Source organism: Azospirillum sp. 11R-A (genome assembly GCF_049472615.1).
Lineage (GTDB): Bacteria > Pseudomonadota > Alphaproteobacteria > Azospirillales > Azospirillaceae > Azospirillum > Azospirillum palustre.
On sequence record NZ_JBCEBL010000002.1, the window covers coordinates 43713 to 67533 of the forward strand.

Here is a 23821-nt window from a genome sequence, read left to right on the forward strand (position 1 = left end):
CGAACCGGACCCCCATGCCCGACCAGTCTATCGCTGCCCCCGTTTCCGCCGCCATCCGTGGGCGCCTGCTCAGCTTCCATCGCGCGCCCGCCGGGCCGGGCGATATGGATTGCCTGACCTATCGTGAGGACGGGCTGCTGCTGGTCGGGGCGGACGGGCGGATTCTGGAGACCGGCGACTGGGACGACCTGCGCGGCCGGGTTCCGGACGGGGTGGCGGTCGACGACCACAGCGGCAAGCTGGTGCTGCCGGGCTTCATCGACACCCACATCCATTTCCCGCAGACCCAGGTCATCGCCTCCTACGGCGCCCAGCTGCTCGACTGGCTGGAGAAATACACCTTCATCGAAGAGCAGCGCTTCGCCGACCCGGCCCATGCCGCCGCCAACGCATCCTTCTTCATGGACGAGCTGCTTCGCAACGGCACGACCACGGCGGTGGTCTACGGCTCGGCCCACCCGCAGTCGGTCGATGCCCTGTTCGCCGAGGCCGAGGCGCGTGGCGCCGGGCTGATCGCCGGCAAGGTGATGATGGACCGCCATGCGCCCGCCGCCCTGACCGATACGGCCGACAGCAGCTACCGCGACGGCAAGGACCTGATCGGCCGCTGGCATGGGACCGGGCGGCAGCGCTATGCCGTGACGCCGCGCTTCGCCATCACCTCGACGGAGGCGCAGCTGGAGGCGGCCGGCGCGCTGCTGCGCGAGCATCCCGGTGTCCATATGCAGACCCATCTGTCGGAGAACACCGACGAGATCGCCGAGGTGCGCCGGCTGTTCCCCGGCGCGCGCGACTACACCGACGTCTATGACCGCTTCGGGCTGCTGGGGCCGACCTCGCTGTTCGGCCACTGCATCCATCTGTCGGACGCGGAGATGTCCCGTTTGTCGGAGAGCGGCTCGGTCGCCGTCTTCTGCCCGACCAGCAACCTGTTCATCGGCAGCGGCCTGTTCGACCTCGACGCCCTGTCGAAGCCGGAGCGGCCGGTGCGCACCGCCATCGCCACCGATGTCGGCGGCGGCACCAGCTATTCCATGCTGCGCACGGCGGCGGAGGCCTACAAGGTGCTGCAACTGCGGCGCCAGAACCTGCCGGCGCTCGCCGCCTTGCACTGGATGACCCGCGGCAATGCCGAAGCGCTGGGCATGGCCGGCGAGATCGGCAGCCTGGAGCCCGGCCGCTGGGCCGACCTCGTCGTGCTCGATCCCGCCGCGACGCCGGCTATGCGACATCGCATGAAGGCGGTGGACGGCGATCTGGAGGAGGAACTGTTCATCCAGGTGACGCTGGGCGACGACCGCTCGGTGGCCGCCACCTACCTGCGCGGCCGCAATTCGCACCTGCGGCAAACCGGCGCTTGACCCAAGCCCCTAGTCCCTGTAGGACTTCCGCCGTCATTGGGGAGTAGCCACCCGCCGGCAGCGATCCGGTGGGGTTCGCGTCAACAGACTTGGATGGTTCCGGCCTCCGGCCGTTACCGCCATGGCGCGCACGGCGACCAGAGGGTCGACCCGGCGAGACCAGTGGATCGGACATCTCCGCGGCCAGCCGGAGTCCGCCCGATTCCACTGTGTTGTCTGGCCCGGGAATAGCCATGATCGCCACGTCCCTCGCGCTCGCTTTCAGCCTTTCGATGGATAGCTTTGCCGCCGCCCTCGGCCGCGGGGCCTGTTCGCGCCGTGCCGGTTTGCCGGAGGCGGTGCGGGTGGGTGCCGCCTTCGGCGTCTGCCAGTTCGCCATGCCGCTGGTCGGCTGGGGTATCGGCATCGCCTTCGCCAGCTTGGTAGAGTCGGTCGATCACTGGATCGCCTTCGGCCTGCTGCTGGCGGTCGGCGGAGCGATGCTGCGCAACGCCATCATGGACGGCGAGGATGAGGGCGAGGAGGATTGCGGCCCGGTGCGCAGCGTGCGCGCCGAATGGCTGGCCCTGCTGACCACCGCCGTCGCCACCAGCATCGACGCCGCCGCCGTGGGGGCGGGGCTGGCGCTGGTCGATGTCGACATGGTGACGACCTCGGCGCTGATCGGCGTGGTGACCTTTGCCGTGGCCTTCGGCGGCGTGCTGATCGGCAAGGCCGCCGGCAACCATCTGGGACGCTGGGCGGAAATGGCCGGCGGTGTGGTGCTGATCGGGCTGGGCGCGAAGATCCTGCTGGAGCACACGATGGGGTGAGGAGGCGCCGAGGCTCCCCTCTCATCCCGCCAAGGTCATCCCCATCTCCCAGAAATCCGCTTCCAACCGGGACGCCTGCCGGAAGATGGTCAGCAGCCGGGGGAAGCGCGCTTCGGTCATGCCGTCGGCCGCCAGACGGTCGAGATTTTCCCGCGCCGCTCGCGCCACCTCCTGATAGGCATCGCCGGCATATTCGGCGATCCAGACGCGATAGGGGTTGGCGTCGTCGAGCGCGCCCGGCAGGGCAGCCAGCCGGCGGCCGATCTCGGCATAGCCGATGATGCAGGGGCTGAGCGCGACATGCAGGTCCAGCAGGTCGCCGCGCAGGCCGGTTTCCAGCACGTAGCGGGTGTAAGCCATCGTCGCCTTGGACTCCGCCGCCTGCTCCAGCTCGGCGGCCGGCAGGCCCCAGCCGGCGCACAGGCCGACATGCAGGTCCATCTCCATGTCGAGGATCGCCTTCAGCCCGTTCAGCGACGCCCGCATCTCGCGCAGGTCGCGGCCCTTGTAGATGGCGAGCGCATAGGCGCGGGCGAAATGGATCAGGAACAGGTAATCCTGCACCAGATAATGACGGAAGCATTCCTGCGGCAGCGTCCCGTCGCCCATCCCGCGAACGAAGGCATGGTCGACATAGGCCGACCAGTCCGGCCGCGCCCCGGCGACGAGCCGGTTGAACAGGTCGGGGGTGGAGGAGGACGGGGTCATGGCGGCTGTCTCCGGTGCGGCTGACGGAATTGGGCGGACACTCTACCCGCTATTCGCCGGTTTGCAGCAAGGCCCCGCGCACCCGCGCTTGGTGGAAGGCATAGAGGAACACGGCGATGCCGCCCGCCATGTAGACCATGTTCAGTCCGACCGCCCAGGCCAGATGGTCCCAGCGCAGCGTGCCGTCGAACACCAGCGCCCGCATGCCCTCGAACACATGGGCGGAGGGCAGGGCGAGCGCCACCGGCTGGAGCCAGGCCGGCAAGACCGACACCGGGTAATAGACCGCGCTGACCGGGGCCAGCATGAAGACGACGATCCAGGCCAGCCCCTCCGCCCCCATGCCGTAGCGCAGGATCAGCGCCACGATCAGCAGCCCCAGCGACCAGCCCAACACGATCAAATTGGCGAAGAAGGCGGCGAGCGGCAGGCCGAGAGCAAAGACCGAATAGCCGAAGAAGGGAATCGCCAGCGCCGCCGCCGGCAGCACGCCGATCAGGGTGCGCAGCAGGCTCATTGTCATCAGCGCCGTCACCCATTCGCCGGGGCGGAGCGGGCTGACGAACAGATGGCCGAGGTTGCGCGACCACATTTCCTCAAGGAAGGAGATGGAGACGCCGAGCTGGCCGCGGAACAGCACGTCCCACAGCAGGACCGCACTGACCAGCACGCCGGCGCCCTGCGCTACCCAGCCGCTGCCGCCGCCGCTGGATGAGGCCATGAACTGGTTGATGTAGCCCCACAGGATCATCTGCATGGTCGGCCAATAGGCCAGTTCCAGGATGCGCGGCCAGGACCCGCGCAGCAGATACCAGTAGCGCAGCACCATGGCGCCGACCCGGCGCAGCGAGAAATCCGCGCGCGGGATCGCCAGTTCATTCGGCTGCATCGGCGGTCTCCCCGGTCAGGATGCGGTCGTCGGAGGCGCGGGCGATGTCGAGGAAGACCTCCTCCAGCGTCTGGCGGCCGTAGCGGGCGAGCAGGGCCGACGGTGCGCCGCGGTCGACGATCCGCCCCTGCCGCATCATCAGCACGCTGTCGCACAGCCGTTCCACCTCCAGCATGTTGTGGGAGGCGAGCAGGATGGTGGCGCCGGTGCGCAGCCGGTAGCGCTCGAGATAGGTGCGGATCCAGTCGGCGGTGTCGGGATCGAGCGACGCCGTCGGCTCGTCCAGCAGCAGAAGCTCCGGATCGTTCAGCAAAGCCTTGGCCAGCGCAACGCGGGTTTTCTGTCCCGCCGACAGTCCGCCCGACGGCCGATCCAGAAAACGCGACAGGTCAAGATGCTCGGCCAATTCTTGGACGCGCTTTTTGACGCATGTCAAACCGTAGAGGTGGGCATAGACGGTAAGGTTCTCCCGCACCGTCAGCCGATGGGGCAGTTCGACGTAGGGGGAGGAGAAGTTCATGCGCGGAAGCACGGCATGCCGATGGCGCGCCATGTCGACGCCCAGGATCTCCACTGTCCCGGCCGTCGGCAGCAACAGCCCCAGCAGCATCGAGATGGTCGTCGTCTTGCCCGCGCCGTTGCCGCCGAGAAGGCCGGTGACGCTGCCGCGCGGCACGGTGAAGCCGATGGCGTCGACCGCCGTGACGTCCCGCCCGTCCGGGGTGGGAAAGCGCTTGGTCAGCCCCTCCGCCCGGATGGCGGGGGCGATGGCGGGTGTGCCCGGCTGCTGCTGTGGGATGGTTCGTTCGGTCATGGGCACAGAATATGGCGGCAAGCGCCGCAACCGCCAGGGGCATGCCGTCCGGAGACAAGGATCATGGTGACGCTCGCCAGCGCACTGACCGGACCGGTCCCGGCCTCCCCGGCGCCGCCGCACTGGGCGCAGCCCGACGGCCGCATCACGCTGCGCACGCTGATCCTGATCCGCTGGGTCGCGGTGCTCGGGCAGCTGGCCGCGGTGACCTTCGTCAATCTCGGGCTGGGCTTCCCGCTGCCGCTGGGGCCGGTGCTGGCCGCCATCAGCGCGTCGGCCCTGCTGAACGTGGTGGCGATGACCCAGCGCGGCGGCCGGCTGCGGCTGGCCGACCGCGACGCGGCGCTGTATCTCAGCTACGACATGCTGCAGCTGACGCTGCTGCTCTATCTCACCGGCGGGTTGAGCAACCCCTTCGCCATCCTGCTGCTGGCGCCGATGACCGTGGGTGCGGCCATCTTGTCGCGCTACAGCACGGTGCTGCTGACCGGGCTGAACCTGATCTGCCTGACGGCGCTCGCCCTCTGGCACTTCCCGCTGCCGTGGGAGGAGCCGGTGCGCTCGATGGCGCCGCTCTATGCCTTCGGCGTCTGGCTGTCGCTGACGGTGTCGTCGGTCTTCATCGCCGGCTACGTCTTCCGCGTCGCCGCGGAGGCGCGGCGCTTCGCCGATGCGCTCGCCGCCTCGCAGGTGGCGCTCGCCCGCGAACAGCGGCTGGGTGCGCTGGGTGCGCTCGCCGCCGCCGCCGCGCACGAGCTGGGCTCGCCGCTCGGCACCATCGCCGTGGTGGCGAAGGAGCTGGCGCGCGACCTGCCGCCGGACAGCCCCTATGGCGAGGATGTCGAGCTTCTGCAAAGCCAGGTGATGCGCTGCCGCGAGATCCTGGCCGATCTGGCGCGCAAGCCGGAGGCCGACGGCGGCGACCCGTTCGAACGGCTACCGTTGACCGCGCTGATCGAGGCTGCGGCAGCACCCCATCGTCTCGGCCACATCGACTTCGCCGTGGAACCGCATCCGGTCGGCGAGGCGGAGGAGCCTTTCCTGCGCCGCAGCCCGGAGATCATCCACGGCATCGGCAACTTCATCCAGAACGCCCACCAGTTCGCCCGCCACAAGGTGACGGTCGCCGCCGCCTGGGACGGGCGCGGCGTCACCATCACGGTGATGGACGACGGCCCGGGCTTCCCCTCCCACCTGCTGGGCCGCATCGGCGAGCCGTACCTGTCGGTGCGCGGCGAGCGCTCCGGCCCCAAGGGGCAGGCGGGCGGCGGGCATATGGGCCTCGGCATTTTCATCGCGCAGACGCTGCTGGAAAAGACCGGCGCGACCGTGCGCTACACCAACAATCCGCCGGACGGCACGCCGCCCGCTGATCAGGCCGCCGGCGGGCACTCCAATCAGGGCGGAACCGGCGCACGGATTTCCGTGCGCTGGAAGACCATCAACGCCAAGAAATGAGGTTTCACGGTGGACACCCTCAAAACATCCGATGACCTGCTGTCGGGCGATGCCGTCAAACTGACATTCACTGGCGACGTCACCCGCAGCCTCCTGATCGTCGACGACGACGCCCCCTTCCGCACGCGGCTGGCCCGCGCCATGGAGAAGCGCGGCTTCAACGTCGTCGCGGTCGACAGCGTCCAGCTCGGCATCGAGGTGGCGCAGGAATCGGCACCCGCCTTCGCGGTGGTCGATCTGCGTCTGGGCGACGGCAACGGGCTGGATGTGGTGTCCGCCCTGCGCGACGCCCGTCCCGACGCCCGTGTCGTCATGCTGACCGGCTACGGCAACATCGCCACCGCCGTCGCCGCGGTGAAGGCCGGCGCCGTCGATTACCTGCCGAAGCCGGCCGATGCCGACGCGGTAGAATCCGCGCTGCTGGCCGACGGCCGCCCGCTGCCCCAGCCGCCGGAAAACCCGATGTCGGCCGACCGCGTCCGCTGGGAACACATCCAGCGCGTCTTCGAGCAGTGCGACCGCAACGTGTCGGAAACCGCGCGCCGCCTGAAGATGCATCGCCGCACGCTCCAGCGCATCCTGAACAAGCACGCCCCGCGCGCCTGAGCTGGCACGGTTCAGGTCGAACATGCGAACGGCCCGCTCCCGATCCGGGGCGGGCCGTTCGCATGTCGGGTTTTGGGCTTGCCGCTTGTGGTGAAGCCACCGCAAAAGATCGCCTGCACTCATCCCGGCCGGAACCGGCATTCTGGCAACGCCGGCCATGGCGGTCAGGCATCAGGCCAGCCATGTCGCCGTCCGGGACTGAATTCCGCCGGGGCCGTCCTGTCGCTCAGCCGAGCGTCAATTGCGCGTCGGCAGTGCAGGGCCGTCTTCAAGAAATTCGATCATGCGCCGTTCGACCCGCAACAGCACTTCACGGGCAGACAGGTTATGGCATTCACGGCTGTGGTCGCGGATCAGCCTGATCGCGCTGACGGTGGCGGATTCCTGACGGTACGGCATGACGCAATCTCCGTCCAAAAGACATAGGCACTCTATACCTTTTTCAGTATCCATTATAGCATAAAAATACGTGTGCAGAACAATTTGTCGCACGTCGGGATTGGGAATTCGGTCTGCCCGGTGCCGACGGTCCGACGCGGTGCATCGCGATCCGGCGCCCGGTTCCCGGCATCGCTCACTGTTGGGCCTCACCCTCTAAAATCGTCGGGAAAGTGTGACAACGGCAGCCGGGACGGCGCGGAACCGTTCCGGCACGGAACGTCGGCGTGCCGCCCGGCGTTGGCAGGATGGGTCTTCGCATCCGGTCCAAGCGTCGTCCGCGCCGGGAAAATCGCGGGAATGCCCGTGGCCCGGCCGGTGCGATCGAACGTCTTGCCACCTGTCCTTCCGGGTAACCCCCATTATGCCCGGTCCTGCATCGACGGTTCATACTGCACTGCAACAGGGTCAGGAAGACTACCCACTGCGCGCCCATTGCTCGCCGCATGCACTGGATGGCCGATGCAACGGCTGGACTAACACTGCGTTTCAGCCAATCGGACGAACCGCCGAGCCTGCCCACCGGACAGCATCCGCTGCCCGGAATGGAGGATCGGGCAAACGGATGGTCCTATGGCCGCGCTTTCTGGTCGTTACGCGAGGAGGACCCTTTGGCCACCCAGGAACTTCAGGAACAACCCCGACGCAACAACCCTGAGTCTCGGCGGGGCCCCGGGTCCATGTCGCCCGGCATTTCGTACGATCTTTCGGCCAGCGCCGCCAGCGCGGTGCGCCGGACCACGGGGTTGTTGCGGCGGCACAAGCTGCTGATCGGTACGGTGATCGTGGTCGGCACCGGGTTGGCGGCCCTGGTCGCCTTCCGGATGACGCCGCTCTACACCGCCGAAACGCTCATCATGGTGGAGCACCGCAAGAACACCGTCCTCAACTTCGAGGGGGTGGTGTCCGACATGACCCCCGACATCAGCGCGCTGCAGAGCGAGGTCGCGATCCTGAAGTCGCCGGCCTTCGCCGAAAAGGTGGTGGCGAAGCTCAAGCTGATGAACGATCCGGAGTTCAATGCCTCGCTGCGTCCGCCGCCCCCAGGATGGGTGTCGGCGCTGAACCCGCGCAACTGGATCCCCGACAGCTGGAAAGCGTCCAGCGGCGTGCCGCTGTCGCCGGAGGAGATCGAGCGCAACCACCTGACCTCCGTGGTCAACGCCGTGCTCGACAACACGTCGGTGCGTCCGCAGGGCCGCTCCTACGTCATCGCCGTCAGCTTCGACAGCGAGGATCCGCGCAAGTCGTCCCTGATCGCCAACACCATGGCCGACCTCTATCTGGTCGATCAGCTCGACGAGAAGTTCAAGGCGTCCAAGCGCGCCACCCAGTGGCTGGAGGAGCGGCTGACCGACCTGCGCCGGGAAGCGCAGACCACCGGCGACGCGGTGGAGAAGTACCGGACCCAGCACGGCCTGACCACCTCGTCCAACAACGAGAGCACGGTGGTCGGCCAGCAGCTGAGCCAGCTGAACGCCGACTATATCCTGGCCCGCACCAAGCGGCAGGAGGCGGAGACCAAGCTGCGCGACGTCACCGCCATGGCGAATTCGCCGCGCGGCGCCTCCGCGGTGGGCGACGTGATGGGCTCGCCGCTGATCCAGGCCTTGCGCGAGCGCGAGGTCGATCTCCAGCGCCAGATCGCCGACGCCACCAACCGCTACGGTGCCAAGCACCCGATGCTGCAGGCCCTGCAGAGTCAGCTGCGCGATTTGCAAGGCCAGATCAAGACCGACGTCGGCAAGATCGTCTCCAACCTCAGCAACGAGGTGGAACTGGCGAAGGGCCGTGAGCAGGGGCTGAAGGCCAGCCTGGATCAGGCCGAGGCCAAGCAGAACGAGCAGCAGCAGGCGACCGTCGGCCTGCGCACGCTGGAGCGCGATGCCGGCACCGCCCAGTCGATGTACGAGGCGCTGCTGACCCGCTCGCAGCAGATCGCGACGCAGAACGACATGCGCCAGCCCGACGCCCGCATCGTGTCGGAGGCCTCGATCCCGCTCGACCCGTCGCAGCCGAACCGCAAGCTGATCCTGCTGCTGGCGCTGGTGGCGTCGGGCACGCTGGGCGTGCTGCTGGCCATGCTGCGCGAACGGGCCGAGAGCGGATTCCGCAGCCCGCACCAGTTCGAGACGGCGACCGGCGTCCGCAGCCTCGGCATCGTGCCGCGCATCCCGCGCTTCGGCGGGTCGCCGGCCGCGTATGTGGTGGACAAGCCGATTTCCGCCTTCGCGGAATCGATGCAGAACCTGCGCACCTCGCTGCTGCTCGCCAATCCGGACGGGCGGCACCGGGTGATCCTGTTCAGCTCGTCCGTCCCCGGTGAGGGCAAGAGCTCCGTCGCCGCGGCCTTCGCCCGCACCTGCGCCAACGCCGGCCAGCGGACGATCCTGGTCGACTGCGACCTGCGGCGGAAGTGCCTGCACGAGATGCTGGGCATGTCCAACAACCGCGGTCTGGCGGAAGTGCTGGCCGGCACCGCGACGCTGGAGGAGGTGATTCAGGTCGATCCGCGCACCGGCCTGCACGTCATCCCCGCCGGCCATGGCCGCACGCTGCCGCAGGACACGCTCGGCTCGTCGGGCATGCACCAGCTGCTGTCGCGACTGTCGGTCAATTACGACCGCATCGTGCTGGATTCGCCGCCGGTGTTGGCGGTGTCGGAAGGCAAGCTGCTGGCGGCCCTCGCCGACCAGACCGTCTTCATCGTCCGCTGGGGCATGACCAAGCGCGGCACCGCGATGGCCGGGCTGAAGGAGGTGATTGAGGCCGGCGGCGAGGTGGTCGGCGTCCTGTTCAGTCAGGTCGATACCCGGCGCCATGCCCAGTACGAGTTCCCGGACAGCGGGCGCTACCACGGCTACCGCCGCTACTACGCGAACTGACGACAAGGTCCCTCGGCCGGTCGAAAGCCGGCCGAGGATTTTTTGCGCAGTGCGTCACGATTCTATCAACCACCGAAGAGCCCATGAATGTCCGCTGGACACCGCATCTTCCGGAACATCCGCGCCCTTGCCGCCGCGAAAACGGCGACGATGGCGAGCGGGCTGGTCACCGCGGCCTGGACCGCGCGGGTTCTGGGACCGGACAGTTTCGGCGTGCTGGGCTTCGGCACCTCGCTGATGGCCTATGCGGCGCTGTTCGTGAACATGGGCCTCTCCACCTACGCCATCCGTGAGATCGCGAGAAACCGCGAGCAGGACGACCACCGCGAGCGGGCGGCCGAGCTGTCGGAACATGTGCTGACCCTGCGCACCGTGCTGGCCCTGGTGGTCGGCGTCCTCTACGCGGCCTTCGTCCTCTCGCTGGACAAACCGATGGAGGTGAAGGCGGTTCTTCTGGTGCAGGCGGTGCAGTTGCTGGGGAACGCCCTGGTGCTCGACTTTGTTTATCAGGCGACCGAGAAGATGGGGGTGATCGCCACGCGCGAAATCGGCACCTCCATCGGCTCGATGCTTCTCGTCTTCCTGCTGGTGCGTGGGCCTGAGGACGCCATCACCGCAGCCGCCATCACCGGCGGTTCCATCACCGTCAACGCGCTGGTGATGATCGGCCGCTTCCGCCGCGACTTCGGCCATCTGCGCCCCAGGGTCGACCTGAAGGTGTGGCGCGAGATCCTGACGGCGGCGACGCCGATGGCGGTCGGCGTCTTCGCCTGGGCGATCTTCACCCATCTCGACGTGGTGATGCTGGGTTTCCTGGCCCCGCACACCGAGGTCGGCTGGTACAGCGCGGCGGTGAAGATCCAGACCCTGGCCAATCTGGTCGGCAACATCGTGATGAACGCTTTCCTGCCGCAGCTGGCCGCCGCCTATGGCGAGCTTGGCCCGATGCGCGACCGGATGCGGGCCTATGCCGGCGTCATGCTGGCGGTCGGCGGGCTGGTCATCGCCGGCGGTTTCGCCCTGGCGCCGTCCATCCTCGGCACGCTGTTCGGCGACGCCTACGCCCCGGCGACGCTGGCTCTGCGCCTGCTGATGCTGGCCTCGGCGGTGGTCTACGCCAACATGATCCTGGGCAATCCGCTGCTCGTCTGGCACCGGCAGACCGGTTACATGGTCGCCATGCTGTCGGGCGGCGCGCTGAACGCCCTGCTGAACATCTGGTGGATCCCCCGCTACGGCATCGAGGGCGCCGCGATGGCGACCTTCACCGCGGAGCTGGCCGCCACCGTCGCCATCGCCTGGATCCACCGGCAGACGGTTGGGGAGCTGTATGGCGGGATCACCGCGCGGGCTCTGCTGTGCGCCGGCGCGGCCATAGCCGCGGCGCTCGCGCTCGACAGCTTCGCCGCCCCGCTGTTCGACCGGTTGCCGGCGCTGGTGCATTTCGTCGCCGGCAGCGTGGCGATGATCGCGGTCTATGCGGCGATGGCCGTGCTGACCGGACTGGTCCACCTGAAACGGTTGCGGCGGCTGACCAGCGCCACGGCCTGAGAGGGGCGGGCCGTGGCTGGATGGATGGTTCAACCCTCAATTCTGCAAGGCCGGGTCGAGGGATACCGGCAGCAGGAACGGAATGCGCCTATTGCACCACTTTCGAACGTCTCTGTTGGTGCCTCCAAGCATTCATTTGGCCCCGGCGAGGGTTAGTACCATTAATACGGCGGAGATCTGCAATCATGGTCTTTTCATCGGACGGTGATTTCTGAAACACTTCGCGCTGCACAACGCCGGTAACGAGGTACTTCATCGTCACGGCGAAGTCACAACAAGAAAACAATTTCGAATTTCGAGGTTTCTCCGTCTGCCTGCTTGGCAACAGGGCATGGCACGCGGGGCGTCTCCAAACTCTAAGGCCTCCGCCGCCGGTGGCGGGGCCTCAGCAAACGGCAGGAGCGACGATGCTTCCCAAGACTTTTTCCGATCGTAACGTCTGCGTCCTCGGGCTCGGCTATGTCGGCCTGACGCTGGCGGTCGCGATGGCGGACGCCGGCTTCCAGGTGCACGGGGTCGAGGTGCGGCAGGACGTGCTCGACAAGCTCGGCCAGGGCAACCCGCACTTCCACGAGCCGGGCCTGACGGAGAAGCTGCGCCACGTCATCGCACGCGGCCGGCTGACCTTCAGCCGCAGCCAGGAGGATTGCAGCAAGGCCAGCGTCTTCATCATTACGGTCGGCACGCCGCTCAGCAAGGACGGCCGGGTCCGCACCGACATGATCGAGGCGGCGACCCGTCAGGTCGCCGGCAGCCTGCATGACGGCGATCTGGTCATCCTGCGCTCCACCGTGAAGCTGGGCACCACTCGCAACGTGGTGGCGCCGATCCTGCGCGCCACCGGCAAGAAGTTCGACATCGCCTTTTGCCCGGAGCGCACCCTGGAAGGGCAGGCGCTGCTGGAGCTGAACCAGCTGCCGCAGATCATCGGCGCCGAAAGCCTGGACGTCGCCACCCGTGCGGCCCAGATCTTCGGCTTCCTGACGCCGACCACCGTCAAGGTTTCCACCCTGGAGACGGCGGAGCTGATCAAGCTGGTCGACAACACCTACCGCGACGTCACCTTCGCCTTCTCCAACGAGATCGCCAAGCTGTGCAACGCCATGGAGATCTCGGCGGTCGAGGTGGCGCGCGCCGGCAAGCTGGGCTATCCGCGCACCAACCTGCCGCTGCCCGGCCCGGTCGGCGGCCCGTGCCTGGAGAAGGATCCCCACATCCTGATCGAGGCGGCGCGCGAGGTCGGCGTCGAGATGGCGATCACCGCCGCCGGCCGTCTGGTCAACGAAAGCCAGCCGGTCGAGGTCGCCGACTTCCTCGGCAAGCTCGCCAACTCGATGCAGGGCTTCCCGGAGGTGCCGACCATCAGCCTGATGGGCCTCGCCTTCAAGGGCCGCCCGGCGACCGACGATCTGCGCGGCACGATGGCCAAGCCGGTGCTGGAGGAGCTGCGCCAGCGCTTCCCCACCGCCCGACTGCGCGGCTTCGACGCCGTGGTGCGCCCCGACGACATCCGCAGCTTCGGGCTGGAGCCGGCGGCCAACATGGCCGAGGCGGTGTCCGGCGCCAATCTGGCGGTGATCCTCAACAACCACCCGGTCTTCACCTCCATGCCGCTGCCGGATCTGGCCCTGCGGATGGACCGTCCGGGCGTGATCTACGACTTCTGGAACAACTTCAACAGCCGTGACGTCGACCTGCCGGACGGCACCGCCTACGTGGCGCTCGGCAGCCATGGCGCCGCCCGCTACGCGCATGTGGCCTGACGAAAACCGGGCCCGCAAAGGGCTTTGGCCAAGCGGTTTGGGAAGAGGAATTTGACCGACATGAAACACTATCTCGTCACCGGCGGCAGCGGCTTCATCGGCGCCGCCCTGGTCCACCGTCTGGTCCGTGACGGCCACCGCGTCCGCGTTCTGGACGACAATTCGCGCGGGCATACCGGGCGGCTGGCCGGCGTGCTCGACGACGTGGAATTCGTCCAGGGCGACATCCGCGACGCTGACGCCGTGCGCGGGGCGGTGCGCGGCGTCGACGGCGTGCTCCATCTGGCCGCCGTCAACGGAACCAAGCATTTCTACGAGAAGCCGGAAGTGGTGCTGGACGTCGGCGTGCGCGGCATGCTGAACGTGCTGGACGCCTGCCGCGCCGACGGCGTGGGCGATCTGGTCGTCGCCTCCTCCTCGGAAGCCTACCAGACCCCGCCGATGGTGCCGACGCCGGAGGATGTGCCGCTGGTGGTGCCGGACGTGCTGAACGCCCGCTACAGCTACGGCGGCTCCAAGCTGATCTCGGAGCTGCTGGCCGTCAACTGGGGCCGCAGCGGCTTCGACCGCGTCGCCATCTTCCGTCCGCACAACGTCTACGGCCCCGACATGGGCTGGGAGCATGTGGTGCCGGAATTCTCCCGCCGCGCGGTGGAGGCCATCGCCGGCCACCCGAGCGGCACGGTGCCCTTCAAGATCCAGGGCGACGGCCGCCAGACCCGCGCCTTCGTCCACATCGACGACGCCATCGACGGCATCGTGACGGTGGTCGACAAGGGCGAGCATCTCGGCATCTACCATGTCGGCAACCCGGAGGAGGTCACCATCGCCGACCTCGCCCGCCAGACGGTCGCCTGCCTCGGCCGCGAGGCCCAGGTGATGCCCGGTCCGGCGGCTCCCGGCGGCACCGACCGCCGCAGCCCCGACATCGCCAAGCTGACCGCGCTGGGCTTCACCCCGCGCATCCCGCTCTCCGCCGGCCTGCCCGGCGTGGTCGAGTGGTATGCCGAGCGAGCGCGTGCCGATCTGGGGCGCATGGGGCAGGCGGCGGAGTAGGGCGTCATCAGGGGAGCGTGACCGGCGGTCGCGCTCCCATCCGTCGTCCCCGCGAAGGCGGGAGTCCGCGTTCGCGGGGACGACGGCCGATGAGGCATTCGTTCGCACAAGATCTTAAGGAGACGGCCCGCATGGACCGCAACAGCCGCATCTTCGTCGCCGGGCACCGGGGACTCGTCGGATCCGCCATTCTGCGGCGGCTGACCGAGGCCGGGCACACCGACCTCGTGATCCGCGACCGGTCGCAGCTCGACCTGACCGATCAGGCGGCGGTGCGCGCCTTTTTCGACCGCGAGGGCATCGAACAGGTGATCCTGGCCGCGGCGAAGGTGGGCGGCATCCTCGCCAACGACCGCTTCGGCGGCGATTTCATCCGCGACAACCTCCTGATCCAGAACAACGTCATCGACGCCGCCTGGCGCGCCGGCGTGAAAAAGCTGCTGTTCCTCGGCTCCTCCTGCCTCTATCCCAAGCATGCCGAACAGCCGATCAAGGAAGAGGCGCTGCTGACCGGCGAGATGGAGCCGAGCAACAAGCCCTACGCCGTCGCCAAGATCGCCGGCATCACCATGTGCCAGGCCTACCGGCGCCAGTACGGCTTCAACGCCATCTGCGCCATGCCGTCCAACCTGTACGGCCCCGGCGACCATTTCGAGCCCGAGACCTCGCATGCGCTGCCGGGCATGATCCGGCGCTTCCACGATGCCAAGGTGGCCGGCGACCCGACGGTCACCCTGTGGGGCACCGGCACGCCGCGGCGCGAGTTCCTCTATGTCGACGACATGGCGGACGCCTGCCTGCATCTGATGGACCATTACGACAGCGGGGAGATCATCAATGTCGGCCCCGGCGACGACATCGCCATCGCCGACCTCGCAGCACTGATCCGCGACACCGTCGGCTACACCGGCACGCTGACCCACGATCTGAGCAAGCCCGACGGCCACCCGCGCAAGCTGATGGACGTGTCGCGCCTGTTCGCCACCGGCTGGCGCCCGAAGGTGTCGCTGGAGGAGGGGCTGCGCCGCACCTACGACTGGTTCCTGGAGAATGCCGCTCCAGAGCGTCGCCAAGTCCCCAAGCAGGCAGCGGAGTAACGCCCGATGCCGGACGATTCCATCCATCTGCGGCCACCGGCTTTCGACCGGCCGGCTTCCAAGGCTTCAGCGGGCACGCCTTCCCTGGCGGAGGTGCCCGTGCCGGAAGAACTGCTGCTCGTGGCGCAGAGCTATTGGCCGGAACCGGCCGGCAGCGCGCCGATGATGACCGACCTCGCCACCGCCTTCGCGGCGGCCGGGGCCGAGACCACGGTGCTGACCGCGCGTCCCAACTATCCCGGCAACAAGGTCTATGACGGCTACGCCGACGGGGCGCAGGACAGCAAGACGGTGGAGGGCGTGTTGATCGAGCGCCTGCACACCATCCCGCCGGCCGGCGGCGGCATGAAGGCCCGGCTGATCCATGAGGGCGTTCTGCATGCCGGCTTCGCCGCCGCCCGTGCCCGCGGCCGGGTCGGACGGCATGCCGCCGTGCTGTCGCTCTGCCCATCGATCCTGTCGGTGGCCATCGCCAACCGCTTCAAGGCGCCGGGCGGCCGCCACGTCGCCATCGTCCATGACATCCAGTCCGGCCTTGCCAGTGCACTGGGCATGGGCGGCAAGGCGGCGGTCAAGGCGATCCGCGCCATGGAGCGCACGGCGCTGAACCGCGCCGACGCCATCGTCGTCCTGTCGGAGCCGATGCGCGGCGTGCTGGAGGAGTTGGGTGTCACCCGGCCGATCCATGTGATCCCGCCCCATGTCGATGCCGACGCGGTCCACCCGCTGCCGCGCCCCGACCAGCCGCCGACCGCGCTCTACAGCGGCGCCTTCGCCCGCAAGCAGGGACTGGAGCAGGTGCTGGACATGGCCGGTCATCTGGCCGAGCTGATGCCGCAGGCCCGTATCAAGATGCGTGGCCAGGGCGGGCTGGAGGAGGAGCTGAAGGGCCGCGCCCGCGCCATGGGCCTCGGCAACGTGATCTTCCAGCCGCTGGCACCGAAGGACCAGCTGAACGAGGCGATGGCGGAGGGCGACGTCCATCTCGTGCCCCAGCGGCCCGAGGGGGCGGCCTTCGCCATGCCCGGCAAGGCGGTGACCATCCTCGCCGCCGGCCGGCCCTTCGTCAGCACCTGCCTGCCGGGATCGGCGCTCGCCACGCTGGAGGCGCAGGTCGGCGCCTTCCTGTGCACCCCGCCGGAGGAGCCGCGCGCGATGGCCGAGGCGGTTGCCGCCCTGCTGTCGGACCCCGCCCGCGCCACCGCCATGGGCCGCCGCGGCCGCGCCTGGGTGGAGGCGAACGCCACGCGCGCCGTGGCGCTCGACCGCTACGCCCGCCTTCTGTTGGGAGAGGCAGCATGAAGAAGCCCGCGCTGGTCTTCAGTTGGGAGATGTTCGGCCCCTACCACATGGACCGGCTGGAGGCGGTCGGCCGCCGGCTGGGTCACGTCTACGACGTGATCGGGCTGGAGGTCGGGTCGAAGTCGCACACCTACGCCTGGGATTCGACCGGGACGGGGCAGAATTTCCGCAAGATCACCCTGTTCCCCGGACAGTCGAAGGCCGACCTGTCGAAGGCCGCGGTCTACCGCGCCCTGCTGCGCGAATGCCGCAACGCCGACGCGCGCTATGTCTTCCTCTGCCATTACGAGGATCCGGACGTCTTCGCGCTCGCCCTGACCATGCGGCTGATGGGCCGCAAGGTCATCAACATGAACGCCTCCAAATACGACGACAAGCCGCGCATCCTGTGGCGCGAAATGGTCAAGAGCGTCTTCTACTCCCCCTATCAGGCGGGGATCGGCGGCAGCCACCGCACGGTGGATTACTTCCGTCTGTTGGGACTCCCGAAGGACCGGCTCTACATCGGGTACGACACTCTGTCGTTGGACCGCATCCGCCGCCTGTCCGGGATGGAACCGGCCCCTGGGGGAGTACCCTTCGCCGACCGCCACTTCACCATCATCGCGCGCTTCGTCCCGAAGAAGAACTTGTTCCGGGCGGTCGAAGCCTATGACATTTACCGGCGGCTGGCCGGTCCCGCCGCCCGACCGCTCCACCTCTGCGGCTCCGGTCCGCTGGAGGCGGAGCTGCGGGCCGAGGTGACGCGGCGCGGGCTGGACGGGTCGATCGTCTTCCGCGGCTTCCTCCAGGAAAAGGGGATCGCCGAGACACTGGGGTCCACGCTCTGCCTGCTTCTGCCGTCGCTGGAGGAGCAGTTCGGTCTGGTGGTGAACGAGGCCCTCGCCATGGGCGTTCCGACCATCCTGTCCGACCAGTGCGGCGCGCGCGACGTGCTGATCCGCAGCGGGTTGAACGGCCACATCGTGGAGCCGGACAACCCCGAGGGGCTGGCGCGCTACATGCTGTCGGTCGCGGGCGACGAGGACGAGTGGCGCCGCCTGAGCCTGAACGGGCGGCCCTTCCAGGCGTTGGCCGACGCCAGCTTCTTCGCCCTGTCGGTGGAGAAGGCCGTGGTGGCGCTGGGCGGCCCGAAGGCGGAGCGCAGCGCGGACACGGACTATGTGTCCGACTATTCCGCCGACCCGGAGGGTGGCCAGCATGGCCGGTCGACCGGAGCGGCACTGACCGGGAGTTGACGATGGAACGGAACGCGCGCACCCATGTGGTCGTCTCCGGGCGCCTGCCGCCGCCGGTGGATGGGATGAGCCGGGTGACGGCCCTGGTGCTGGAGCGCTTGCAGGACCGCATGCGGGGGCGCGGCCGCGTGGAGGTCGCCGACCTGTCGCCCGGTTGGAACGGCGGCGGCGCCGTCTACCATCTGCGCAAGATGACGCGGGTGTTCGGCACCATGGGCCGGCTCGCCGCCGGGCTGCGCAAGCCCGACCGCCGTTTCTACATGCCGGTGGATTCGGGCTGGGGCGCGCTCTACACCGCAGCATTGGCCGGGACCGCGCGGCTGTTCGGTTATGAGCGGGTGCTGCACCATCACTCCTTTGCCACCATCTCCAAGCCGACCTGGCGGATGCGGCTGCTGACCCGCGTCGCCGGCAGCGACTGCACCCATGTCCTGCTGTGCCCGGCGATGCAGATGCGCTTCCAGTCGATCTATCCGGCGGCGCGCACCTGCATGACCATGTCGAACGCCATCTTCTCGGCTCCCGGCGTCCTCCCGCGTTCGCGGCGCGACGGTCCCCTGCGCATCGGCCATCTGTCGAACCTGTGCAGCGAGAAGGGGCTGGACACGCTGTTCGCCCTGCTGCGCGCCCTGCAACTCGAGGGGGTGGACGCCAGGCTGGTGCTGGCCGGTCCGGGGCTGAAACCGAAGGACAACGCGATGATCGCCGCCGGGCTGATGGCCTTCGACGGGGCGGTCGAGTATCACGGCCCGGTCCATGGCGAGACCAAGGAGGCCTTCTACCGCGACATCGACGTCTTCGTCTTCCCGACGCGCTACCGCAACGAGGCGCAGCCGCTGGTGCTGTTCGAGGCGATGGCCGCCGGCGTGCCGGTGCTGGCCTATGAGCGCGGCTGCATCGGCTCCGACATCCCGGCCGACGGGCTGGTGCCGCAGAACACCGACTTCGTGAAGGCGGCCCTGCCGATCCTGTCGGCCTGGGCCGACGACCGCGAAGCACTCGCCGCCGCCTCGGCGCAGACGCTGACCCGTGCGCGCGTGGCCTTCGAGACCAGCCGCAGCGGCCTGGACCTGCTGCTGGACCGCATCGCCGGCCCGCACCCGGCCGCCGCAGCCGCCGCAGTGCCGGCCAAGCGCCGCGTGGCAGGGTAGGGGAGACGCCAGGGGCGGCTTTACGCCCCACTCCCCAGCGGCAGCGCCGTCTCGAACTTGATTTCCTTCAGGGCGAAGTTCGAGCGGATGCGGACCTGGAAGGGTAGCTGGAACACGAACTCCTCCAGAAAGCGGTTGTAGTCGGCGATGGCCCGCACCGCGACCCGCAGCAGATAGTCGGCGTCGCCCGACACCGCATAGCATTCCAGAACCTCCGGCCGTTTGCGCACCGCGTCGATGAAGATGGCGGCGGTCTCGGCGGAATGGCGGTCCAGCGTCACATGGGCGAAGACGCACTCGCCGACCGACGCCGCCTTGGGATCGACCAGCGCCGTGTAGCGGCGGATCACCCCGGTTTCCTCCAGCGACTTCAGGCGGCGCCAGCAGGAGGAGGGCGAGGTGCCGACCCGGTCGGCCAGCTCCTGCACGGTCAGGCGCGAATCCTCCTGCAAGGCGACGAGGATTCTGATGTCGATTTCCGATAGCGCGGCGGACAACGGCAAGACTCTCCGATCACAGGCTGAACGCCGAAAAATCCTGCCAAAATCATAGGTGCGCCCGCCTCACTTTGAAAGCTCTTTCCACGGACAGTCCGGCATACTGATCGCAGGACAATCAAAGGGAGAGGCGATCATGGCCGACATGTGGGACAACCCGATGAAGACCGACGGATTCGAGTTCATCGAATTCACGGCGCCGGACACCGTGGCGCTGGGCCGCCTGTTCGAGCAGCTGGGCTTCACGGCAATCGCCCGCCACCGGTCGAAGGACGTGACGCTCTACCGCCAGGGCGACGTGAACTTCATCGTCAATGCCGAACCGTCGGGCTTCCCGCGCAACTTCGCCGCCCAGCACGGCCCGTCGATCTGCGCCATCGCCTTCCGCGTCGGCGACGCCGCCTTCGCCTACCGCCGGGCGCTGGACCTCGGCGCCTGGGGTGTCGAGACCCGCGTCGGCGCGATGGAACTGAACATCCCCGCCATCAAGGGCATCGGCGATTCGCTGATCTACCTCGTCGACCGCTATGCCGACCGCGGTAGCATCTATGAGGTCGATTTCGTGCCGCTGACGGGGGTGGACCAGCATCCGCAAGGCGCCGGCCTGACCTACATCGACCATCTGACCCACAACGTCCACACCGGACGGATGGAGGAGTGGGCCGAGTTCTACACCCGCCTGTTCGGCTTCCGCGAGATCCGTTACTTCGACATCGAGGGCAAGCTGACCGGCCTGCGGTCGAAGGCGATGACCAGCCCCTGCGGCAAGATCCGCATTCCGATCAACGAATCCGCCGACAACAAGTCGCAGATCGTCGAATATCTGCGCGACTACAGGGGCGAAGGCATCCAGCATGTGGCGCTCGGCACCAACGACATCGTCCGCACGGTGGAGACGATGCGCGGCATGGGCACCCCGTTCCAGGACACGCCCGACACCTACTACGAGCGCGTCGATACCCGTGTGCCGGGCCACAACCAGGATCTGAAGCGTCTCCAGGCCAACCGCATCCTGCTCGATGGCGCTCCGACCGAGGGCCAGGGCCTGCTGTTGCAGATCTTCACCCAGACCGTCATCGGCCCGATCTTCTTCGAGATCATCCAGCGCATCGGCAACGAGGGCTTCGGCGAGGGCAACTTCAAGGCGCTGTTCGAATCCATCGAACTCGACCAGATCCGCCGCGGCGTGCTGAGCGAGGATGCGGCCTGAGCGTCGGCCAATTCTCCAGGCAGGTTCCGAACGCCGTCCGGTCGCAAAGCCGGGCGGCGTTTCCGCGTTGGGAACCGCGGATTTGCAGCAAATATTTCCATAATTACACTTATGTGTTTTTTGTCGCCCCATGACGGGTGAGGATGCTCCTTTACTGGAACTGGTGAGCGGCACCGGCGGCCTCGGCCGCAGCGATTGCCGCTCACCCGTGTCGGGAATGGACCGACGTCGTGCTGGGCTTCATCAGGAAGCCATTCAGGCAGGAACCACCAGCCGCCCGGCCAGTGGCTTCGAGACGACCGAACCGCGCCGATCCCAGCAGCCGTCAACCAGCCGCTGTCGATCCGTCCGCAACCCACTCAGCCCTCCCCTGCCCCTCCACCGATATACCCACCCTCCGAAGGCCGCGATCCCGATACAGCCTCAATTGCGGCTGTCCTTTCAGGCCTTCAACTCATTAAGGCGCTGCAAAACGGCTTCTTCCCGGACGCTCTCTGCTCGGGCATCAGTCCAGGCGTCCCCACAGGCACCGCACGTGGTAACGGGCACCCGCACATCGACGGTCGCCATCAGAACGTCCCCTGGTCCATAGGGGAAACGGACCGCCTGCGTTTCCACGCTGTGGACGAGGTTTGCGCTCCCGCACTTCGGGCAGAGCTTGTCGAGGGGTTCCCCGAAGTCCGTGTTCAACATCACTTTCGATTTTCCTTTACGGGTGTTGAGCGCAGGCGGTCTTGGCGACGGACCCGCCGACCCATTATCGCCCACCCGGCGACCCACTCCAAGCTTGTGGAGGAGCTATTCTTTTTTTCAGGTGGCAATGCCCTCGACCAGACGATGGCGACCCGTTCCGGATGCATCCGGTATGGTGCTATGGCCCAGTGTCCTATCGCCCTGGGGAAGTCGCTGGAGCATCCGCTGTTCGCTGTGAACCGCGGGACGCTCCAGCCTCGGGGCGGCGTCAGCTGCGGCGGCCGCCGATCATCGACACCGCGTCGATCCCCTTCACATACTTCCAATAGGCGTCCAGGGCGTTCTGCTGCGCCGACTGATACGGCTCCGGCAAAGGCGCCTGAAGCTCATCGGGAAGAAGCGTGGTCATCAGCGTGTGGAGCAGCTCCTGCGCCGCCGGACTGTCGGCCGTGCTGGTCATTTCCAGTTTGCCGTCCGGGGCGGTGTAGTCGAAATACTCGACCTCCACCCCGGCTTTCAGGGGCTGCCCGCCGTTCGTGCTGGGATCCCAGAAGGCATAGGTGCCGAGCTTGCCCTGTTCCGTGACCACCCCGATGGCGTGGAAAGGAGCGTTCAGGTAGTTGTAGCTGGTCGGAAACGCTTCGTCCGTCGTGTAGAGGGCGTATTTGCGGCCCGGCGCCCCGGGGTCGCGCAGGATGTCGAGCAGGCGCGCCCGCGTTCCGTAGAGCGCCTTGTAAGGCTCCTCTCGCATCCATTCGGTGCCGTCGCGGGCAATCGACACCAGCAGCGGAACCAGATCGACGGAGGACGCGAGCTGTTCGCGGACGATGTCCGGCGCGGAAACCACGCCGTCCGGGCGCGGATCGACGACGATCAGGGGGACGTTCAGGCATTCCTTGTAGACGCTGAACCCCTTGCCCTGCAAACCATGGGCGCTTGCGTATTCGCCATGGTCGGAGGTGAACACGATCACGGTGTTGGCGGCGAGATCCTCGGGCAGATTGCCGATCAGCTGGCCGATCTGGATGTCCACCTGATTCATCGCCCAGGTGTACATGTCCAGCGCCTTCGTCCAATAGCCGAAGGGGGCATAGGGAACCACGCTGTCCGTTACCGGGGTGGGCGCCATGGTGAAGTCGGTCTGGTTGGGATCGTCGCTGACATCGCCGGTCATCACATAGGAGAAGAAATCCCGGCCCAGCCGGGGCAGCTTCACCCCGCTTTCCAGCAGCGTGTCGGCTGGCTGCCAGTTCGCCGGCAGCTGATAGCCGTAGTCCGGCGGGTCGGACTGGCCGGCGACGATGCCGGTGTAGGCGACCGGCGCCGTCTTGCCGGCCTTCTTGTATTGCTGTTGATAGACGGCGCCCTCGATGCCGGCCCAGAAGAACTGCTTGTCATGGGGGTTGACCAGCCCGACCGTCAGGCAGAACGGCTTCCGGTTGCCGCTGTTCGAGCGGCTCTTCAGCCAGTAATTCGCCTGGGCGACGATGTTCGCATCGCTCAGGACCGGGTCGGCGCCGACCGGCGGGGGGCTCGCCACGGTGGCGCCCGATCCCTGGCCCGGCTGGCCCAGCGGGTCCGGCATGGTCAGCCCCTCGAAGCCGTAGGGTTCCAAATAATCATAGGCGGCGGCCGAGGTCGGGCCGGCGGGGTAGTTCGACATGTGCCACTTGCCGATCAGGGGCGTGTCGTACCCCTGTTCGCGCAGCAGCTTGCCGTAGGTCGGGAAGGCCGTCTCCAGGGATGGCTGCGGCGCCGCCGTGCTTTGCGCGTTGAACATGTTGGCGCGCGTCAGCATCAGCCAGGTCTGCTGCGCGTAGAGACCGGTCGCCATGACCCCGCGGGACGGCGTGCAGTCGGCCGCGGCGGTCTGGTAATTGCTGAACTTCACCCCCTTCTCCCACAGCATGCGGTGGGTATAGGGCATGTATTTCGCCAGGAATTCCCCGGCGGACTGGACGCCGTTGGGAAATTCGCTTGGAAAGCGCATTTCGTCCAGGGTCAGCAGAATGATGTTCGGCTTCGTGCCGGTCTGGGTCGCCATATCCGTCTCCGCAGGAATGAGAATGGGGACTGCCCGCTGGTGATCATGCCCAGGGGTAGATATCGATTACTTCAAGAGAAATAAGAACCCGGCCAATATCTAGCGCTCGTTTGGCTGAAAGGTACAGGTGATCTATATCAACAAACATCACAAGATCTAACCACACTGCGGTATGCAGGATGAATAATGATGTTTTTTGGATTGTTTCGTGATTGTAATTGCATGATAAGGCGGATTTGTCGGGTATG

19 protein-coding genes and 1 riboswitch are annotated in these 23821 nt (G+C 67.5%); of the genes, 13 read left to right on the forward strand and 6 right to left on the reverse strand.

Features of this window, described 5'->3' with window-relative positions; genetic code table 11:
* Positions 1 to 14: 14 nt before the first annotated feature.
* A complete protein-coding gene (gene guaD / locus VH569_RS03825; protein WP_423314205.1) occupies positions 15 to 1361 on the forward strand; it encodes a guanine deaminase in 1347 nt (448 codons plus the stop codon).
* Between the two features lie 26 nt (positions 1362 to 1387).
* Positions 1388 to 1512: riboswitch (yybP-ykoY riboswitch) on the forward strand.
* Positions 1513 to 1594: 82 nt separating this feature from the next.
* Positions 1595 to 2173, forward strand: a complete 579-nt coding sequence (locus tag VH569_RS03830) for a manganese efflux pump MntP family protein (protein WP_098736136.1) — start codon at positions 1595 to 1597, stop codon at positions 2171 to 2173.
* A 21-nt stretch (positions 2174 to 2194) separates the two neighbouring features.
* On the opposite strand, the gene tenA is transcribed toward VH569_RS03830, so the two are convergent.
* From tenA to VH569_RS03845, 3 genes are read right to left on the reverse strand one after another with little or no spacing between them, the layout of a single operon-like run.
* Positions 2195 to 2881, reverse strand: coding sequence for a thiaminase II (gene tenA / locus VH569_RS03835; RefSeq protein ID WP_423314208.1), 687 nt, complete (start codon positions 2879 to 2881; stop codon positions 2195 to 2197).
* A gap of 49 nt (positions 2882 to 2930) precedes the next feature.
* Positions 2931 to 3770 carry an ABC transporter permease gene (locus VH569_RS03840; RefSeq protein WP_423314210.1) on the reverse strand — a complete coding sequence of 280 codons (840 nt, stop codon included), beginning with the start codon at positions 3768 to 3770 and terminating at the stop codon, positions 2931 to 2933.
* A complete protein-coding gene (locus tag VH569_RS03845; RefSeq protein ID WP_423314212.1) occupies positions 3757 to 4584 on the reverse strand; it encodes an ABC transporter ATP-binding protein in 828 nt (275 codons plus the stop codon). Before VH569_RS03845 ends, VH569_RS03840 begins: the two co-directional genes overlap by 14 nt.
* 63 nt (positions 4585 to 4647) lie before the next feature.
* Between VH569_RS03845 and VH569_RS03850 the strand changes: the two genes are divergently transcribed.
* Positions 4648 to 6042 (forward strand): ActS/PrrB/RegB family redox-sensitive histidine kinase, encoded by a 1395-nt coding sequence (locus tag VH569_RS03850; RefSeq protein ID WP_423314213.1) that lies wholly within the window; start codon positions 4648 to 4650, stop codon positions 6040 to 6042.
* A gap of 36 nt (positions 6043 to 6078) precedes the next feature.
* Positions 6079 to 6648, forward strand: coding sequence for an ActR/PrrA/RegA family redox response regulator transcription factor (locus VH569_RS03855; protein WP_109452816.1), 570 nt, complete (start codon positions 6079 to 6081; stop codon positions 6646 to 6648).
* Positions 6649 to 6885: 237 nt separating this feature from the next.
* Here the strand turns inward: VH569_RS03855 and VH569_RS03860 are convergent, their stop codons facing one another.
* Complete coding sequence (locus VH569_RS03860) at positions 6886 to 7047, reverse strand: hypothetical protein (protein WP_423314214.1); 162 nt, start codon at positions 7045 to 7047, stop codon at positions 6886 to 6888.
* Positions 7048 to 7766: 719 nt separating this feature from the next.
* Here VH569_RS03860 and VH569_RS03865 point away from each other — a divergent pair.
* From VH569_RS03865 to VH569_RS03900, 8 genes are all read left to right on the forward strand, one after another.
* Positions 7767 to 9971 (forward strand): GumC family protein, encoded by a 2205-nt coding sequence (locus tag VH569_RS03865; protein WP_423314215.1) that lies wholly within the window; start codon positions 7767 to 7769, stop codon positions 9969 to 9971.
* Positions 9972 to 10058: 87 nt separating this feature from the next.
* Entirely contained in the window at positions 10059 to 11522 is a 1464-nt protein-coding gene (locus VH569_RS03870) for a flippase (RefSeq protein WP_423314217.1), read from the forward strand.
* 407 nt (positions 11523 to 11929) lie between these two features.
* Positions 11930 to 13285 (forward strand): nucleotide sugar dehydrogenase, encoded by a 1356-nt coding sequence (locus VH569_RS03875; protein ID WP_423314219.1) that lies wholly within the window; start codon positions 11930 to 11932, stop codon positions 13283 to 13285.
* A 60-nt stretch (positions 13286 to 13345) separates the two neighbouring features.
* On the forward strand, positions 13346 to 14341 hold the full coding sequence (locus tag VH569_RS03880) for an NAD-dependent epimerase/dehydratase family protein (RefSeq protein ID WP_109490915.1): 996 nt from the start codon (positions 13346 to 13348) through the stop codon (positions 14339 to 14341).
* A 131-nt stretch (positions 14342 to 14472) separates the two neighbouring features.
* On the forward strand, positions 14473 to 15438 hold the full coding sequence (locus VH569_RS03885; RefSeq protein ID WP_423314221.1) for a GDP-L-fucose synthase family protein: 966 nt from the start codon (positions 14473 to 14475) through the stop codon (positions 15436 to 15438).
* A 6-nt stretch (positions 15439 to 15444) separates the two neighbouring features.
* Entirely contained in the window at positions 15445 to 16740 is a 1296-nt protein-coding gene (locus tag VH569_RS03890; RefSeq protein ID WP_423314222.1) for a glycosyltransferase family 4 protein, read from the forward strand.
* Positions 16737 to 17978, forward strand: a complete 1242-nt coding sequence (locus tag VH569_RS03895) for a glycosyltransferase family 4 protein (RefSeq protein WP_109049718.1) — start codon at positions 16737 to 16739, stop codon at positions 17976 to 17978. Before VH569_RS03890 ends, VH569_RS03895 begins: the two co-directional genes overlap by 4 nt.
* Before the next feature lie 2 nt (positions 17979 to 17980).
* Complete coding sequence (locus tag VH569_RS03900; RefSeq protein ID WP_423314224.1) at positions 17981 to 19129, forward strand: glycosyltransferase family 4 protein; 1149 nt, start codon at positions 17981 to 17983, stop codon at positions 19127 to 19129.
* Between the two features lie 20 nt (positions 19130 to 19149).
* On the opposite strand, the gene VH569_RS03905 is transcribed toward VH569_RS03900, so the two are convergent.
* Entirely contained in the window at positions 19150 to 19626 is a 477-nt protein-coding gene (locus VH569_RS03905) for an Lrp/AsnC family transcriptional regulator (protein WP_423314225.1), read from the reverse strand.
* 136 nt (positions 19627 to 19762) lie between these two features.
* Between VH569_RS03905 and hppD the strand changes: the two genes are divergently transcribed.
* On the forward strand, positions 19763 to 20836 hold the full coding sequence (gene hppD / locus VH569_RS03910) for a 4-hydroxyphenylpyruvate dioxygenase (protein ID WP_423314226.1): 1074 nt from the start codon (positions 19763 to 19765) through the stop codon (positions 20834 to 20836).
* A 961-nt stretch (positions 20837 to 21797) separates the two neighbouring features.
* On the opposite strand, the gene VH569_RS03915 is transcribed toward hppD, so the two are convergent.
* Complete coding sequence (locus VH569_RS03915; RefSeq protein WP_423314227.1) at positions 21798 to 23573, reverse strand: sulfatase-like hydrolase/transferase; 1776 nt, start codon at positions 23571 to 23573, stop codon at positions 21798 to 21800.
* Positions 23574 to 23821: the final 248 nt, after the last annotated feature.